Origin of the sequence: Aeromicrobium sp. Sec7.5 (assembly GCF_036867135.1) — a bacterium.
Taxonomy (GTDB): Bacteria; Actinomycetota; Actinomycetes; order Propionibacteriales; family Nocardioidaceae; genus Aeromicrobium.
The window spans coordinates 1,181,447-1,196,575 of record NZ_JBAJIJ010000001.1 but is presented as its reverse complement, the minus strand read 5'-3'; the positions used below and the strand labels follow the sequence as shown (position 1 = coordinate 1,196,575).

General features: G+C 72.2%; 15 protein-coding genes. 6 read left to right on the top strand and 9 right to left on the bottom strand.

Going from position 1 to position 15,129, the window contains the following annotated elements; translation table 11 throughout:
- Window positions 1–88: 88 nt before the first annotated feature.
- Window positions 89–982, bottom strand: coding sequence for a methylenetetrahydrofolate reductase [NAD(P)H] (metF, locus tag V6S66_RS06060; RefSeq protein WP_334205847.1), 894 nt, complete (start codon window positions 980–982; stop codon window positions 89–91).
- A gap of 23 nt (window positions 983–1,005) precedes the next feature.
- Here metF and V6S66_RS06055 point away from each other — a divergent pair, with 23 nt between their 5' ends.
- From V6S66_RS06055 to V6S66_RS06045, 3 genes are all read left to right on the top strand, one after another.
- Complete coding sequence (locus tag V6S66_RS06055) at window positions 1,006–2,094, top strand: polyprenyl synthetase family protein (protein WP_334205846.1); 1,089 nt, start codon at window positions 1,006–1,008, stop codon at window positions 2,092–2,094.
- Between the two features lie 73 nt (window positions 2,095–2,167).
- The gene (gene pknB, locus V6S66_RS06050; RefSeq protein ID WP_334205845.1) at window positions 2,168–4,222 is read left to right on the top strand and encodes a Stk1 family PASTA domain-containing Ser/Thr kinase; all 2,055 of its coding nucleotides are present in this window, start codon (window positions 2,168–2,170) and stop codon (window positions 4,220–4,222) included.
- Between the two features lie 28 nt (window positions 4,223–4,250).
- On the top strand, window positions 4,251–4,784 hold the full coding sequence (locus tag V6S66_RS06045; protein ID WP_334205844.1) for a carboxymuconolactone decarboxylase family protein: 534 nt from the start codon (window positions 4,251–4,253) through the stop codon (window positions 4,782–4,784).
- Between the two features lie 130 nt (window positions 4,785–4,914).
- On the opposite strand, the gene V6S66_RS06040 is transcribed toward V6S66_RS06045, so the two are convergent.
- Entirely contained in the window at window positions 4,915–6,255 is a 1,341-nt protein-coding gene (locus V6S66_RS06040; RefSeq protein ID WP_334205843.1) for a class II 3-deoxy-7-phosphoheptulonate synthase, read from the bottom strand.
- 43 nt (window positions 6,256–6,298) lie between these two features.
- On the bottom strand, window positions 6,299–7,033 hold the full coding sequence (locus V6S66_RS06035) for a lysophospholipid acyltransferase family protein (protein WP_334205842.1): 735 nt from the start codon (window positions 7,031–7,033) through the stop codon (window positions 6,299–6,301).
- 68 nt (window positions 7,034–7,101) lie between these two features.
- Between V6S66_RS06035 and V6S66_RS06030 the strand changes: the two genes are divergently transcribed.
- Both V6S66_RS06030 and V6S66_RS06025 read left to right on the top strand, forming a co-directional pair.
- Window positions 7,102–7,902 carry an alpha/beta hydrolase gene (locus V6S66_RS06030; RefSeq protein WP_334205841.1) on the top strand — a complete coding sequence of 267 codons (801 nt, stop codon included), beginning with the start codon at window positions 7,102–7,104 and terminating at the stop codon, window positions 7,900–7,902.
- On the top strand, window positions 7,895–8,317 hold the full coding sequence (locus tag V6S66_RS06025; RefSeq protein WP_334205840.1) for a hypothetical protein: 423 nt from the start codon (window positions 7,895–7,897) through the stop codon (window positions 8,315–8,317). The genes V6S66_RS06030 and V6S66_RS06025 overlap by 8 nt, the downstream gene beginning before the upstream one ends.
- Here V6S66_RS06025 and V6S66_RS06020 read toward each other — a convergent pair.
- From V6S66_RS06020 to V6S66_RS06005, 4 genes are read right to left on the bottom strand one after another with little or no spacing between them, the layout of a single operon-like run.
- On the bottom strand, window positions 8,229–9,281 hold the full coding sequence (locus V6S66_RS06020) for an ROK family glucokinase (RefSeq protein WP_334205839.1): 1,053 nt from the start codon (window positions 9,279–9,281) through the stop codon (window positions 8,229–8,231). The genes V6S66_RS06025 and V6S66_RS06020 overlap by 89 nt on opposite strands.
- Window positions 9,274–10,185, bottom strand: a complete 912-nt coding sequence (locus V6S66_RS06015; protein ID WP_334205838.1) for an ROK family protein — start codon at window positions 10,183–10,185, stop codon at window positions 9,274–9,276. Before V6S66_RS06015 ends, V6S66_RS06020 begins: the two co-directional genes overlap by 8 nt.
- Window positions 10,182–10,490 carry a hypothetical protein gene (locus V6S66_RS06010; protein WP_334205837.1) on the bottom strand — a complete coding sequence of 103 codons (309 nt, stop codon included), beginning with the start codon at window positions 10,488–10,490 and terminating at the stop codon, window positions 10,182–10,184. Before V6S66_RS06010 ends, V6S66_RS06015 begins: the two co-directional genes overlap by 4 nt.
- On the bottom strand, window positions 10,483–10,923 hold the full coding sequence (locus V6S66_RS06005) for an SRPBCC family protein (protein ID WP_334205836.1): 441 nt from the start codon (window positions 10,921–10,923) through the stop codon (window positions 10,483–10,485). Before V6S66_RS06005 ends, V6S66_RS06010 begins: the two co-directional genes overlap by 8 nt.
- Before the next feature lie 136 nt (window positions 10,924–11,059).
- On the opposite strand from V6S66_RS06005, the gene V6S66_RS06000 reads away from it, so the two are divergent.
- Window positions 11,060–12,787, top strand: coding sequence for an AMP-dependent synthetase/ligase (locus V6S66_RS06000; protein ID WP_334205835.1), 1,728 nt, complete (start codon window positions 11,060–11,062; stop codon window positions 12,785–12,787).
- On the opposite strand, the gene V6S66_RS05995 is transcribed toward V6S66_RS06000, so the two are convergent.
- Both V6S66_RS05995 and V6S66_RS05990 read right to left on the bottom strand, forming a co-directional pair.
- Window positions 12,754–13,998, bottom strand: a complete 1,245-nt coding sequence (locus V6S66_RS05995; protein WP_334205834.1) for a hypothetical protein — start codon at window positions 13,996–13,998, stop codon at window positions 12,754–12,756. The two genes, V6S66_RS06000 and V6S66_RS05995, sit on opposite strands and share 34 nt — an antisense overlap.
- Before the next feature lie 16 nt (window positions 13,999–14,014).
- Window positions 14,015–15,010: a C40 family peptidase gene (locus V6S66_RS05990; RefSeq protein ID WP_334205833.1), complete on the bottom strand. Its 996-nt coding sequence runs from the start codon at window positions 15,008–15,010 to the stop codon at window positions 14,015–14,017.
- Window positions 15,011–15,129 lie beyond the last annotated feature (119 nt).

Here is a 15,129-nt window from a genome sequence, read left to right as displayed (position 1 = left end):
CACGCGGTCAGTTCACCCGTGCCGCCACCCAGGCCGCCGGTCCATGCCGCTTGCCCCCGCCCCTCGAGGCGGGCGGATCGACACGCCCTCAGAGGACGCCGTCGGCGCGGAGCGCCTCCCAGATCTCGCGGGTCGCCTTGGACCGGTTGAGGGTGATGAAGTGCAGACCCGGAGCGCCGCCCGCGACGAGGTCGCGGCACAGCTGCGTGGCGAGCTCGATACCGGCGGCGCGCACCTTGGCCGGGTCGTCGGCGATCGGCTCGATGACGTCCAGCACCTCACGCGGCATCTCGGCGCCGGACAGCTCGGCCATGCGTGCGACCTGTCCGAAGTTCAGGATCGGCATGATGCCCGGAATGATCGGGAGGTCCGACCCGAGGGCGCGGACCCGCTCGACGAGCTCGAAGTAGTCAGAGGGCCGGAAGAACAGCTGGGTGATCGCGAACTCGGCACCGGCCCGCGCCTTGTCGACGAGCACCTGGGCGTCGTGGTCGCGGCTCTCGGCGTCGGGGTGGCCCTCGGGGAAGGCGGCGACACCGAGAATGAAGCGGTCCTGGCCCGCGGCGAGCTCGACGAGGTCGATCGCGTGGTCCATGCCGTCCGGATGGGTCTCCCAGTCCGCCCGGGGCCCTCCGGGCGGGTCACCACGCAGGGCCAGCACGTGCTGGACACCGGCCTCCGCGTACTCGTCGAGCACGCCGGCCACCTCGTCGCGGGTCTGCCGGACCAGCGTCAGGTGGGCGACCGGGCACAGGCTCGTCTCCTGCGCGATGCGCGAGGTGACACGCACGGTGCGGTCCTGGCTCGTCCCGCCCGCCCCGTAGGTGATGGACACGAACGTGGGCCGGAGCGTCTCCAGCTCGGTGATCGTGGCCCAGAGGACGTCTTCGCCGGCATCGTCCTTCGGGGGGAAGAACTCGAACGACACGGTCGGGGCGGCGCTGGCGAGCTGGTCGAGCAACGCACGGTCAAGGTCGGGCACGGGGTCACGGTATCGTCCGCGGCGTGAGTCCGGCCGACAACTCCCCCGTCGATCTCGTGACGATCGACACGGCACTCGCAGAGTTCGTCGAACGCCAGCGGGGCCGCTGGACCGGCGTGCACCCCGACCTTGACGGCTTCATCGACGCCGCGACCGGCTTCGTCGCGGACGGGAAGCGGATGCGACCGCTGTTCTGCCTCGCCGGGTGGCGTGCCGCCACGGGCACCGCTGCCACCACACCTGCTCCACCGGCGGTCGTCACGGCCGCTGCCTCCTGGGAGTGGCTGCAGGGCAGCGCCCTCGTCCACGACGACCTGATGGACGCCTCCGACACCCGCCGCGGACGTCCCAGCGTCCACCGCGCCTTCGAGAGCCTCCACCGCCAGGAGCGTCGCGCCGGCGACGCCGTCGGATTCGGCTCCGGAACCGCGATCCTCCTCGGCGACCTGATGCTCTCCTGGAGCGACGAGATGCTGAGGCACGCTGCGTCGATCGATCCCGACCTCGCCTCCGGCCCCGGGGCGGCACGACTGTCGCGGGCGTTCTCGGTGCTCGACGTGTGCAAGACGGAGGTCACGTTCGGCCAGTACCTCGACGTCGTCGCCCAGACTCGCACCGAGGTCGACGCCGAGGCCGCGATGCTCGTCGTGCGACTCAAGACCGCGAAGTACACGATCGAGCGCCCGCTCCACCTCGGCGCCGTGCTGGGCGGCGCCGACGACGACCTGCTGCTGCGGCTCAGCGCGGTCGCGATGCCGCTCGGAGCGGCCTTCCAGCTGCGCGACGACGTGCTCGGGGTCTTCGGCGACCCCGCCACGACCGGCAAGCCGGCGGGCGACGACCTGCGCGAGGGCAAGCGCACGCTCCTGGTGGCCCGCGCCCTGGCACGGCTCGCCCCTGAGGACGCGTCCCGCCTGACCGGTGCCCTCGGCACGGTCGAAGGCGTCGATCGCGCCGCCGACCTGGTGCGCTCCAGCGGTGCACTGGACGACGTCGAGGCGGAGATCGAGCGCTACGCCACCGAGGCCACCCAGGCCCTGGCCGCGCTGCCGGCCGTGGCCCGGGACACGCTGGCGCCGCTCATCGACCGCGCGGTCCGCCGAGATCGCTGACCCACTCACTAGACTCGCCGGGCAGGGCCGCTGACCGGCGGTCCCCCGGTCTGTGCGCGCGAGGAGGTGGAACATGGCAGTCGTGGGTGACGACGCCATGATCGGCCAGCTCGTGCACGGCCGGTACCGCATCACCGGTTTCATCGCCCGCGGCGGCATGGCGAGTGTCTTCACGGCGCAGGACACCCGGCTCGACCGTGAGGTCGCGGTCAAGATCATGCACCAGGGCCTGGGCGACCCGGAGCAGTTCACGGAGCGGTTCCAGCGCGAGGCCAAGTCGGCGGCCCGGTTGAACCACCGCAACGTCGTCGCGGTGTTCGACCAGGGCAGCGACGGACCCATCACCTACCTCGTCATGGAGCTCGTCCCCGGTCGCACGCTGCGTGACGTCATGCGGCACGAGTCCCCCATGCCCACCCTGCGGGCGCTCGACCTCGTCGAGCAGGTCCTCATCGCGCTGGTCGCCGCGCACGACGCCGGCATCGTGCACCGTGACATCAAGCCCGAGAACGTGCTCATCACGCCCGACGGCAGCGTCAAGGTGGCCGACTTCGGCCTGGCCCGGGCCGTGAGCTCCTCCACGACCGCCACGGGCAAGACGCTGATCGGCACGGTGTCGTACCTGGCTCCCGAGGTCGTCGTGAACGCGGGCACCGATGCCCGTTCCGACGTCTACTCGGTCGGCGCGATGCTCTACGAGATGCTCACGGGTCTCAAGCCGCACCATGCCGAGACGCCCATCCAGGTCGCCTACAAGCACGTCCACGAGGACATCGGGCCGCCCTCGGCCGAGCGCCCGGGCCTGCCCGACTACGTCGACGCCCTCGTGGCGCGGGCCACCAGCCGTGACCGCGACCGTCGCTCGGCCGATGCTCGCGTGCTCCTCCAGCAGCTGCGCCAGGTGCAGCGGGCCCTGCGCGACGGCGTCGAGGACGATCCCGAGCTCGCGGCCGACCTGCGGCCCTCGCCGGTCATCGCCAGCCCCGGGTCCGACGGCGCCGGCGCCGACGTCGACACCGCTCCCGTCGCCGGCGGCGCCGGTGAGGGTGCCGACACCGAGGTCGTGGCCGGGGCGGGTGCCGGCGCGGGCACCTCCACGATGGTCCTCAGCGGCGCGACACCGATGGCCCCGGCGCCGAACCCCGCCGGGTCCAGCCAGGGTGCCCCCGGCTCCCCCGCACCCCCGCGCCGGCCCGAGCCCCGCACCGCGGCGCCGAGCCCGCCGGCCGGCAACGATCGCCAGACGTCGCGGCGCGGCCGCATCCTGCTGGTCCTGGCCCTGGTGCTCACGCTGCTCGCCGGTCTGGGTGGCTGGTACTTCGGCATCGGGCGGTACGACCCCACGCCGAGCCTGGTCAACATGACCGAGCAGCAGGCGCAGGCGACCGCCGAGGAGGCCGGCTACACGTTCGCCGTCGACTCCCGGGCCTTCTCCGAGACCGTGCCACTGGGGTCGGTCATCTCCACGAGCCCGGGCCCGGGCGATCGCATCCTGCCGGGCGATCGCATCGAGGCCGTCGTGTCGAAGGGGCCGGAGCGGTACGTCGTCCCCGACCTGCGCGGACAGACACCCGAGGGCGCCGCGGCCATCCTGGAGGACACCAAGCTCGAGCTCGGCGAGCAGACCGAGGCCTACGACCAAGAGGTCCCCGAGGGCCAGATCATCGGGGTCGACGGCGTCGCGGTCGGTGACCAGGTCAAGCGCGACACCGCGATCGACGTGATCGTCAGCCTGGGCCGCGAACCGATCGAGGTGCAGGACTTCACGGGCCAGGGTCGGGACGCCGCGGTGGCAGGGCTCGAGGGCCTCGGCTTCGTGGTCGAGGTCGAGGAGCAGTTCAGCGACACCGTTGCGCCGGGTGTCGTCATCAGCCAGAACCCGGCCGGCGGCACCAAGCTGCGTGGCGACACGATCGGCGTGGTCGTCTCGAAGGGCCCCGAGCTCATCCCGGTCCCGAACATCGTGGGCATGAAGCGCGACCAGGCGATCCAGACGCTGGAGGCCGCGGGCTTCGTGCCCGACGCCGCCTCGTTCGGCAACAACCGCAACTACACCGTGATCGGCCAGACCCCTACCGGGGGGTCTGCGCAGAAGAAGGGCACGACGGTCAGCTTCTTCGGCCTCTGATCTGGGACGATCGTCTAGGATCGTGCCCATGGACAGCACTCCTCGGATCGCCCCCGGAGGCCGGCGTGAGCTCGGCCTCGTCAACCACGGCATCGCGGCGATCGCGGGCAGGGTCGTGGGCGGCCCTCGCCCGAACATCTTCACGACCCTGGGCCGGCAGCGGGGACTGTTCCGCGCCTGGCTCTGGTACTCCGGTCGGCTCATGCCGGGCGGGCGTCTGCCACGCACGGAGACCGAGCTCGTCATCCTGCACGTCGCCACGACCCGCGCCTGCGAGTACGAGCTCAACCACCACCGCCGCATCGGTCGACGGGTCGGCCTCACCGCCGAGCAGGTCCAGCACGCCGGCGACCGCCACTGGGAGGGCTGGAGCCCGCGCGAGCAGGCCCTGCTCGAGGCCGCTCACCAGTTCGTGACCCAGCGCGACATCGACGACATCGCCTGGGCCGCTCTGCAGCAGCACCTCGACGACGCCACGCTCGTGGAGTTCTGCCTGCTCTGCGGCCAGTACGACTCCCTGGCCACGACCCTCATGACCCTGCGGGTGCAGCCGGAGGGGTGACGAGCCACTGAGCTGGCCCGGGCCGTGGGCTAAAGACAAGCGGCCACGGACCGAGCGACGTGGGCGGCCGGTCGGTCCGTGGCCGGCTTTTGTGCATCAGGACCGAACACGTCAGGTGCCGGCGGACCCGTCAGTCCGTGGCCTCGCCGAGCATCTGGGCCACGAGGAACGCGAGCTCGAGCGACTGCGCCCGGTTGAGGCGCGGGTCGCACAGGGTCTCGTAGCGCGTGGACAGGTCGGCCGCCGAGAGACGGTTGCCACCGCCGATGCACTCCGTGACGTCGTCACCGGTCAGCTCGACGTGGACGCCTCCGGGCCAGGTGCCCAGCGAGCGGTGCACCTCGAAGAATCCGCGGACCTCGTCGATGACGTCGTCGAACTCGCGGGTCTTGTAGCCGTTGTCGGTGGCGAACGTGTTGCCGTGCATCGGGTCGCAGACCCAGGCGGCCTCGATGCCCGCGGCGGTGACCTTCTCGACGATCTGCGGCAGACCGTCGCGGATCTTGCCGGCGCCGAAGCGTGTGATGAACGTGAGCTTGCCCGGGATGCGGTCGGGGTTGAGCTTCTCCGCCAGGGCGATCGCGTCGTCGGCCGAGGTCGTCGGACCGAGCTTGACGCCCACGGGGTTGGCGATGCGGCTGAGCAGCTCGACGTGGGCGCCGTCCAGCTGGCGCGTGCGCTCGCCGATCCACAGGAAGTGGGCCGAGACGTCGTAGGGCTGCTCGGTGCGCGAGTCGATCCGCGTGAGGGCGTGCTCGTACTCCAGCAGCAACGCCTCGTGGGAGGAGTAGAAGTCGACCGTGTGCAGCTGGGCGGGATCGATCCCGATCGCGTCCATGAACGACAGCGCCTTGTCGATCTCGCGCCCCATCGACTCGTAGCGCTGGCCGAGCGGGCTGCTGCGGACGAAGTCGTTGTTCCAGGAGTGCATCTGGCGCAGGTCGGCGTAGCCACCCTTGGTGAACGCGCGGGCGAGGTTCAGCGTCGACGACGACGCGTTGTACACGTCGACGAGCCGCTGGGGGTCGTGCGCACGCGACTGCGGCTCGAAGTCGAAGCCGTTGACCGCGTCGCCGCGGTAGGCCGGCAGGGTCACGCCGTCACGGGTCTCGGTGTCGGAGGAGCGCGGCTTGGCGTACTGGCCGGCCAGGCGCCCGACCTTGACGACCGGGACGCTCGCGGCGTAGGTCAGCACGACGGCCATCGAGAGCAGGACCCGCAGCTTGTTGCGGACGTTGTCGGCCGTGACCCCTTCGAAGGTCTCGGCGCAGTCGCCGCCCTGCAGGAGGAAGGCTTCGCCCCGCGCCACCTGGGCGAGGCGGTCGCGCAGGGCGTCGCACTCGCCGGCGAACACCAGCGGCGGCATGCGTCGCAGGGTGTCGACGGCCGCGTCACGCGCGTCCGGGTCCGTGTAGGTGGGCTGCTGCGCGGCACCGATCGCGTGCAGGTCAGCCAGGCTGGGGATGCTCACCGGCCAAGGATATAAGCCTCGCCGCAGCGGACCCCCCACCGCCTCAGCGACCGGACCCGAGCTCCTCCTGCACCTCGGCCGCCTCGGCGTCCTCCGAGGCCTTCAGGCTGCGCTTCTTGGCGTCCTGCGCGTAGAGGTCGACGTACTCCTGGTCGGACAGTCGCATGATCTCGTACATGATCTCGTCGGTGATGGCGCGCAGGATGTAGCGGTCGCCCTCCATGCCCTCGTAGCGGCTGAAGTCGAGCGGTGCACCGAACCTCACCCCGGGCCGGATGCGCTTGCCGAAGACCTTGCCCGGCGGCGCCACGACGTCGGTGCCGATCACGGCGACGGGGATGACCGGCACGCCCGACTCGAGCGCGATCCGCGCGACACCGGTGCGGCCCCGGTAGAGCTTGCCGTCGTGCGAGCGCGTGCCCTCGGGGAAGATGCCACACATCTGCCCCTCGGTGAGCAGTCGCAGCTGGGTCTTGATGGCACCGGCCGCCGCCGAGCCGCTCGTGCGGTCGATCGGGACCTGGCCGGATCCGGAGAAGAACGTCTTCTGCAACCAGCCCTTGACGCCCGGACCCTCGAAGTACTCGGCCTTCGCCACGAACGTGACACGGCGCGAGAGCACGAGAGGCATGAAGAGCCAGTCGCTGTACGACAGGTGGTTGCACGCCAGGATCACGCCGCCCTCCTTGGGCACGTTCTCCAGGCCTTCCGCCCACGGTCGGAAGACGACGCGCAGCAACGGTCCCAGGGCGAGGAACTTGAGGAACCAGTAGAACAACGCGGCCTCCTTCAGGCGGTCGGCGCCGACTCTACTCCGACGTGACGCGGGCGACATACGATGGCGTCATGGCGAGCCCCTCTGCAGCATCCGGTACCGACGTGCGGCCCGAGGCCGCCCCGCTCTCGCACGACGGCGGGACGGTCGGTTTCCTGCTGAGCCATGGCTTCACGGGCTCCCCCGCGTCGATGGTCCCGTGGGGCGAGCACCTCGTCCGCCAGGGTCACACCGTGCGGGTCCCGCGCCTGCCCGGCCACGGCACGTCGTGGCAGGACATGAACCGCACCCGGTGGCAGGACTGGTACGCCACGGTCGAGGCCGAGCTCCTGGAGCTGCGCGAGCGCTGCGACCACGTCGTGGTCGGCGGCCTCTCGATGGGCGGCTGCCTCGCCCTCCGTCTCGCCGAGCAGCACCCCGACACGGTCGACGCGGTCGTCGTGGTCAACCCCGCCATCGCATCGCGCCGCAAGGACCTCAAGCTCGTCCCGCTGCTGCAGCACGTGCTGCCGTCGATGCCCGGCATCGGCAACGACATCAAGCGGCCCGGCACCGACGAGTACGGCTACGACCGCACGCCGCTCAAGGCGCTCGCCTCGATGACGAAGCTGTGGGCCGACGTGCGGCGCGACCTGGGGCGGATCCAGGCCCCGCTCCTGTTCTTCCGGTCCACCGACGACCACGTCGTCGATCCGTGGAGCCGCGAGCTCGTCCTGGCCGGAGTCTCCTCGTCCGTCGTCGACGACGTCACGCTGGTCGACAGCTTCCACGTCGCGACACTCGACCACGACGCGCCGCTGATCTTCGCGCGCACCGACGAGTTCGTGGCGCAGCACGTCACGGGAGCAACCCCGGGAGCCACCGGTGCCTGACGACGCCGACCGCATGCGCACCCGCTTCGACGAGATCGTCGAGGGGCTCGACCTCGAGCTGCCCGACGACCTGTCGAGCGCCGAGCCTCCCCTCGAGCCACGCCGTCCGAAGCCGGAGCGAGCGATCCCCGTCGAGCTCGACGAGCCGGAGTTCGACCAGCTGCCCGACGAGCCGTTCTACCGGCAGGTCGATCCGGTCGGCATCCCTCAGATGGCCTGGCCCACGACCGCGGCCTGGGTCGCCGCGCTCGGCGTGCCCGCCCTGCTCGTGGTGTGCACGATCGTGGGCGTCTTCCTGCCGCGGGGCATGGTCCTCGGGGCAGGCTTCATCGCCTGCGCCGGGGCGACCTACCTGTTCTCGCGGTTACCCGCGCGCGGCCGGCCGGATTCGCCGGGCGACGGCGCCGTGCTCTGATCCGCGCCATGTCGGCCGCTCCGACGAGGCCGGCGTCGGGGCCCAGGTGGGCCCGCACGATCCGCGCCTCGGAGCGGAAGCCACGACCCACCAGCTGATCGGCGTGCGCCGCTCGAGCCGGAGCCAGCAGCATCTCGTCGGCGTCACTGACGCCCCCACCGATGACGAACAGGCCGGGGTCGATCGAGGCCGACAGGTTCGCCAGCCCGATGCCGAGCCAGTGACCCACCTCGGCGATCCACGCCACGGCCGTCGCGTCGCCGGACGCGGCCAGGCGCGTGACGTGCGTGCCGTCGACCGCGACCTGCGCCGCGTCGGCCGGGGACTGGTCGAGCCGGGCGAGCTCGAGCAGCCGACCACCGGCCGGCGTGCCCGCGGCCACCTCGGCCGCGGCGCGCCGGGACAGCACCCGCCCCGACGCGTACTGCTCCCAGCAGCCGCGGTTGCCGCACTCGCAGAGGATCCCGTCCGGCACGACCTGCTGGTGCCCGAACTCCCCCGCCATGCCGTGCGCGCCTCGGTACGGCTGGCCGTCGATCACGATGGCCCCGCCGATGCCGGTGCCCAGGGTGACCGTGACGACGTCCGGCACGTTCTGCGCCGCCCCGAACCGCCACTCGGCCCAGGCGCTGGTGTTGGCGTCGTTGTCGACCAGCACGGGCAGGCGGGTGCGACGGGCCACCCGGTCGCGCAACGGCTCGTTGCGCCACGCGAGGTGCGGCGAGAACATCACGGTCGACTGCGACTCGTCGATGAACCCCGCTGCACCGATGCCGACCGCCTTGACCGGGTGCTCGTCGCGCAGCTCCTCGGTGAGCTCGGCGATGGCCGTGAGCACGAGCTCGGCGTCGGTCGAGGGGGTGAGGCGACGTCGGCGCGCCAGGATCCGTCCGTCCTCGTCGACGACACCGGCGGCGATCTTCGTGCCGCCGATGTCGATGCCGACGGCGAGGCGCTCAGGCATCGCCGAGATCGACCGCGAGGTCGGCAGCGCCGACGAGTCCGGCCTGGTTGCCGAGCTCGGCCGCGACGACCTTCGGTCCCGGGCGCTCGGTGCCGCCGGTGAGGAAGGCCGCCAGGCCCGCACGCACCGGGTCGAGCAGGTGGTCGCCGGCCTCGGCGACACCTCCGCCGATCACGATGACCTCGGGGTCGATCACGGCCACGAGGGTGGCGATGCCCTCGCCGAGGTCGCGCCCGAACTCGGCCAGGAGCGCGCAGGCCGCCGGGTCGTCCTGGTTCGCCAGCCGAGTGATCTCGGGACCCGAGACGGGCCCGCCGTCGGGACCGACGAGCCGGCCCTCGGCGCGCCGCTCCAGGGCCGTGCCGCTCGCGTACTGCTCCAGGCAGCCGTGGAGGCCGCAGCCGCACAGCAGACCGCCCCGCTCGAACCGGATGTGGCCGACCTCGGCCGCGATGCCGTGGGCGCCTCGCACCAGGTGCCCGTTGACCACCAGGCCACCGCCGACCCCGGTGCCCACCGTGACCGCGAGCATCTGGTGCGCCCCGCGGCCCGCGCCGAAGCGGTGCTCGGCCCAGGCCGCCGCGTTGGCATCGTTCTCGACCACGACCGGCACTCCGAGCAAGGCGGACACGTCGTGCCCCAGGGGTTCGTCGTTCCAGTCGATGTTGGGTGCCGTGAGCACCGTCTGCCGGTCCGCGGAGATGAAGCCCGCAGCGCCGATGCCGACCGCGGCGACGCTCTGCTCCCGAGCGATCTCGCGCACCAGCTCCGCGATCGCCGCCGGGATGTCGGTGGAACCGGGCGTGGGGCGCCGCGCCGACCGCACGATCGCGCCGGTCTCGTCGATGATGCCCGCGGCGATCTTGGTGCCACCGACGTCGACGCCGACCTCCAGGCCGCTCACTGCTGCTCCTCGTCGTGGCCGTGGGCGCGCCCGGCGGTCTTCTCGACCGCGTCACGCACGACCTTCAGGAGCTCGGCACCCGCCACCAGTACCTGCGTCACGACCTCGGGGTGCTCCTGCACGTAGTCGGCCGCCTGGCACAGGGGGCACCAGCCGTGCGTGCACCGGTGGCTCGTCGCGCTGTCGTCCGGGCCGGGCACGGAGTCGTCCTCGCTGACGTCGCTGCGACCTCCGGAGACGACGGCGGCCAGCAGGCGGGCGGCCTCCTCGGCGAGCGTGCCCACCGGCTCCTCGGCGTCAGGCACCCGCAGCCTCGACGTGCTTCTTGAGGCCCTTGAGGGCCGAGTCGATCACGACCTTCTCGGCCTTGCGCTTCAGCATCCCCAGCAGCGGGATCGAGACGTCGACGCGCAGCTGGTAGGTGACCTTCGTGCCCGCGTCGGCCGGCTCGAGCTCGTAGGCACCGTCCATCGAGGTCAGGACCTCGCCGGCCTCCACGATCTCCCAGGAGACGCCCGTGTCGCCGTGCCAGGTGTAGCCGAGGGTGTACTCGTCGCGGATGGGGGTCGCGTCGAGCGCGAAGCGGACCGTCTCGGGCCGCCCGTCGTCGAGGGTCGTGAGCACCTCGCACCGGCGGACCCCCGTGGCCCAGGTCGGATAGGCGGCGAAGTCGGCGATCACCGACATCACGTCGGCCGCAGGAGCGGCCACGACGATGTCACCGGACGTGCGCGCCATCGGTTCTCCTGCCTCGTGGAAGGTGTGGAGGTCATCGTATCCACGTGCAGGCCGCCGGTGCGGCCGCCCACCTTCCCGGCGCCCCGGCCTCGGGCGGGCACCAGGACCCGGGCGACCGGCGAGTAATCTCGCGAGCGTGAGCACCGATCCCTTCGACGGCAACCTGACCCTCGACGTCCTCGACCGGCTCGGGGCGCCCGACGCGCCCGCGCTGGCCCGGCGCACGCGGAACGGCTGGAGCGAGGTGTCGATCGGGACGTTCCACCGCGAGGTCACGGCCGTGGCCAAGGGGCTCGTCGCGAGCGGCGTGCAGCCCGGCGACCGCGTGGCCATCGTGTCGAAGACCCGGTACGAGTGGACGCTGCTCGACTACGCGATCTGGTGGGCCGGAGCCGTCACCGTCCCGGTCTACGAGAGCTCCTCGACCGCGCAGATCGCCTGGATCCTCAGCGACTCCGGGGCCGTCGCGTGCGTCGCCGAGTCGGCGACCCACGTCGAGCGGGTCAATGCCGCCAGCCCCGAGGCGCCGTCGCTGCGCTCGGTCTGGTCACTGGAGTCGGACGCCGTGGCTGCGCTCACGGCCGCCGGCCACGACGTCAGTGACGCCGAGCTCGAGGCCCGTCGCTCGACCCTCACGAGCCAGTCCCCGGCCACCGTGATCTACACCTCCGGCACCACGGGACGCCCGAAGGGGTGCGTCCTGACCCACGGCAACTTCCGCGCCGAGCTGGCCGGCGCCCTCGAACGGCTTCCCCAGCTGTTCTCGGTCGAGGGGGCCTCGACCCTGCTCTTCCTGCCGCTGGCCCACGTCTTCGCCCGCATCATCCAGATCGGCAGCATCCGTTCCGGCACGGTGCTCGCGCACACCGCCGACATCACCGACCTCACGACGCACCTCGGCGAGTTCCGGCCCACGTTCGTGCTCGCGGTGCCGCGGGTGTTCGAGAAGGTGTTCAACACCGCGAGCACCCGGGCCTGGGCCGACGGCAAGGGCAAGATCTTCGACAAGGCCGTCACCGTCGCGATCGCGACGAGTCGCGCCGAGGCCGACGGCCGCAAGCCGAGCGTCGTGCTGCGCGGCCAGCACGCGCTGTTCGACCGACTCGTCTACGCCAAGCTGCGGGCCGCGCTCGGCGGACGCGCCGACTGGGCGATCTCCGGCGGCGCGCCCCTGGGCGAGCGCCTGGCGCACTTCTACCGGGGCATCGGCATCACGGTGCTCGAGGGCTACGGCCTGACCGAGACCACCGCCGCCCTGACCGTGAACACGCCCGACGCCCACCGGGTGGGGACGGTCGGCCAGCCGTTCCCCCACACCGAGTTCCGGGTCGCCGAGGACGGCGAGCTGCACGTCCGCGGTCCGCAGGTCTTCACGCAGTACTGGAACAACGACGAGGCCACCGCCCAGGCGGTCGACGCCGAGGGCTGGTTCGCGACGGGCGACCTCGGCGACGTCGACGCCGACGGCTACGTCCGCATCACGGGTCGCAAGAAGGAGATCATCGTCACCGCCGGTGGCAAGAACGTCGCTCCGGCGGTGCTGGAGGACCGGGTCCGCTCGCACCCCGTCGTGAGCCAGTGCCTGGTGGTCGGCGACGGCAAGCCGTTCATCGCCGCCCTGGTGACGATCGACCCCGAGGGCTGGGACGGCCCGCTCGACTCCGCCGACCTCACGGCCAAGGTGCAGGACGCCGTCGACGACGCCAACACGCTGGTGTCACAGGCCGAGTCGATCCGGAAGTTCGTGATCCTCGACGAGGACTGGACCGAGGAGAACGGCTACCTGACCCCGTCGTTCAAGGTCAGGCGCACCGCGGTGCTGCGCGATTTTCACGACACGGTCGAGGCGCTGTACACGAGGTAGTCGCGCCACTGCGCCGTGAGCTCGGCGACCGAGGTCCCGACGGCTGCGAGCGCCTGCTCGACCGGCGCGCCACCCGCGACCGCGCGATAGACCTGCAGGACGGCCTCGTCGCCGCCGTGGTCCCGTGCCAGCACGACCACCGACAGCCACGCACCCTGGTACGCGGCACCGGACGTGGGTCCGGCGAGGTCCTCGTCGGTGGGCAGGGCGTCGGGCGGGCCCGACTGGGCGACCTGCGTCAGCAGGGCGCCGGCGGAGGTCGCGAGCGGCGCGGTGTCGTCGTGCAGGGCCACCCAGTCGGCGAAGCCCTCGACGAGCCAGGTGGGAGCCGTGGTGCCGACGACGTCGGTCAGCGCGTGCGTCAGCTCGTGGGTCACGACGATCTGACTGCCGCGGGGGTCCATGCGCGCGAACTCACCCGGGTTCAGCACCACGACGGGCGACCCGACTCCCGGCAGGCTCGTCGTCACGCCGGCCACCGGACCGAGCGCGTCGGGCGCCCGGCCCAGCAGGGCCGCCGCGTCCTGCGCCCTCGACGGCACGATGACGGCGGCCCGCGACGAGCTGCCGGTGAGAGCGGTGACCTGGGCCTGACCCACGGCGGTCAGCGCTGCGGCCTCAGGGACGCCGGGACCGTCCGCGGCGGCGACCGTGACGACCGGGACGTCGCTGCTACCACTCACCACGACCTCGCCGGCGAGCCACAGCGGGAGCGGGTCCGAGGCGGACCCGCCGTCACGGGGTCCGAAGCCGAGCACGTCCACCTCGTTGGTCCCGGCCGCGGAGCGCACCCGCGCGGCGACCGTGGCCGTGACCTGTTCGGCGGGGCCGAGCAGGGCGTCGTCGGTTGTCGTCCAGGACACCCTGATGACCGCGGAGCGTGTGCCGTCGTCGCGATCGGGGGCGGCCCCGACGCTGAGGAGCGTCAGGGTCGCGTCGTCGACGCCCAGCGCCTCGCGGGCCTCCCACGAGGCCTGGCCCACCCCGACGCCGCCCGGTCCGAACTCCGCGGCCCAGCCGGCCGCGTCGGTCGCGGCCGTGGCCGACGTGAGCTGGCTGCGCAGGCGCGCGTCGAGGTCGGAGTCGTCCGCAGCGGCCGACGGGTCCTGCGACGCCCACGGGCGCTGCCAGACCAGGAGCGCGGCCACGAGCGCCAGCAGCACCCCGAGCGCGACCAGGGTCGGCGTCGCGCGACGGGGCGAGGGACTCACGGCCGTGCGGTCCGGCTCAGCCGAACCGGCCGGCCTTCGTGAAGTCACTGCGCATCGAGGTGACGCGCACCGAGCTGCCCGAGCTCGGCGCCTCGACGACCTGGCCGTTGCCGAGGTAGATCGCGACGTGGGACATGCTGCCGTAGAACACGAGGTCGCCGGGCCGGATGTCGCTCATCGAGACCTTGGTCGACGCGCTGTACTGAGCGCTCGCGGTGCGCGGGATGCTGACGCCGGCGGCGGCGAACGACGCCTTCGTGAGGCCCGAGCAGTCGTAGGAGTCGGGACCGTTGCCGCCGTAGCGGTACGGCACCCCGATGCGGCTGAGCGCGAAGTCGATCGCCGACCCGGAGAAGGCACTCGGCGCCGCGCCGGGGTTGGCCGGCAGCGACGTGGTGTTGGCCGTGTCGAACTGGACCCGCTGCGCCTCGTCGAGCTGCGAGAGCTGGGCCTGGGCAGCGTCGTAGGCGTCCTGCACCTCGGCCTGCTTGGTGTCGGCGTCGGCCTTGTCGGCCTCGAGCTGAGCGGAGAGCTGCTCCAGCTGGGTCTGTCGGCTGGCGAGGTCGTCAGCCGTGCTCGAGGCGGCGTCGAGGGCCTCGGCCTGGGAGGAGTTGAACGCCTGGACCGCGCTGAGGCCCTCCAGGAAGCTGGTCGGATCGTCGCTGCCGAAGAGGCTGGCGGTCGTGCCGAGCGGCGAGTCGATCTGCTGCTGGGCGATGACCGAGCCGAGCGCGTCACGCTGCTCGTCGTAGTCCGCCTGGATCTCGGCGATCTCGGCGTCGAGCGCGGCGATCGACGCCTGGGCCGACGCGATGTCGCTCGTGAGCTGGTTGACCTCTTCGTTCACCGCCGCGGCGGCGTTGAACGCCTGCTCGACCTGGGCCACGGCATCGGCACGGTCGGGCTCGGCCTGGGCGGAACCGACGACGAGGCCGGCGCCGAGAACCGTCGCCGTGACGACGACGGCGAGGCGACGAGGAATGCTTCGGGCAGGGTGGTGAGTGGAGGCCACGCACTTCTCCAGACGATCGAACACCGAGCGTTCAGGCGTCTTCCCCACGCCTGACCATCACGATGGTGGGTCCGCCGCCGATCGGGGGGATCGGCGTTCTCCGGACGCACAAGGAGTCA

Bases quoted from the DNA above. Each gene is read 5' to 3' on its own strand.
- pknB (WP_334205845.1), top strand. From the start codon at position 2,168: ATGGCAGTCGTGGGTGACGACGCCATGATCGGCCAGCTCGTGCACGGC.
- V6S66_RS06045 (WP_334205844.1), top strand. From the start codon at position 4,251: ATGGACAGCACTCCTCGGATCGCCCCCGGAGGCCGGCGTGAGCTCGGC.
- V6S66_RS06030 (WP_334205841.1), top strand. From the start codon at position 7,102: ATGGCGAGCCCCTCTGCAGCATCCGGTACCGACGTGCGGCCCGAGGCC.
- V6S66_RS06020 (WP_334205839.1), bottom strand. From the start codon at position 9,281: ATGCCTGAGCGCCTCGCCGTCGGCATCGACATCGGCGGCACGAAGATC.
- V6S66_RS06005 (WP_334205836.1), bottom strand. From the start codon at position 10,923: ATGGCGCGCACGTCCGGTGACATCGTCGTGGCCGCTCCTGCGGCCGAC.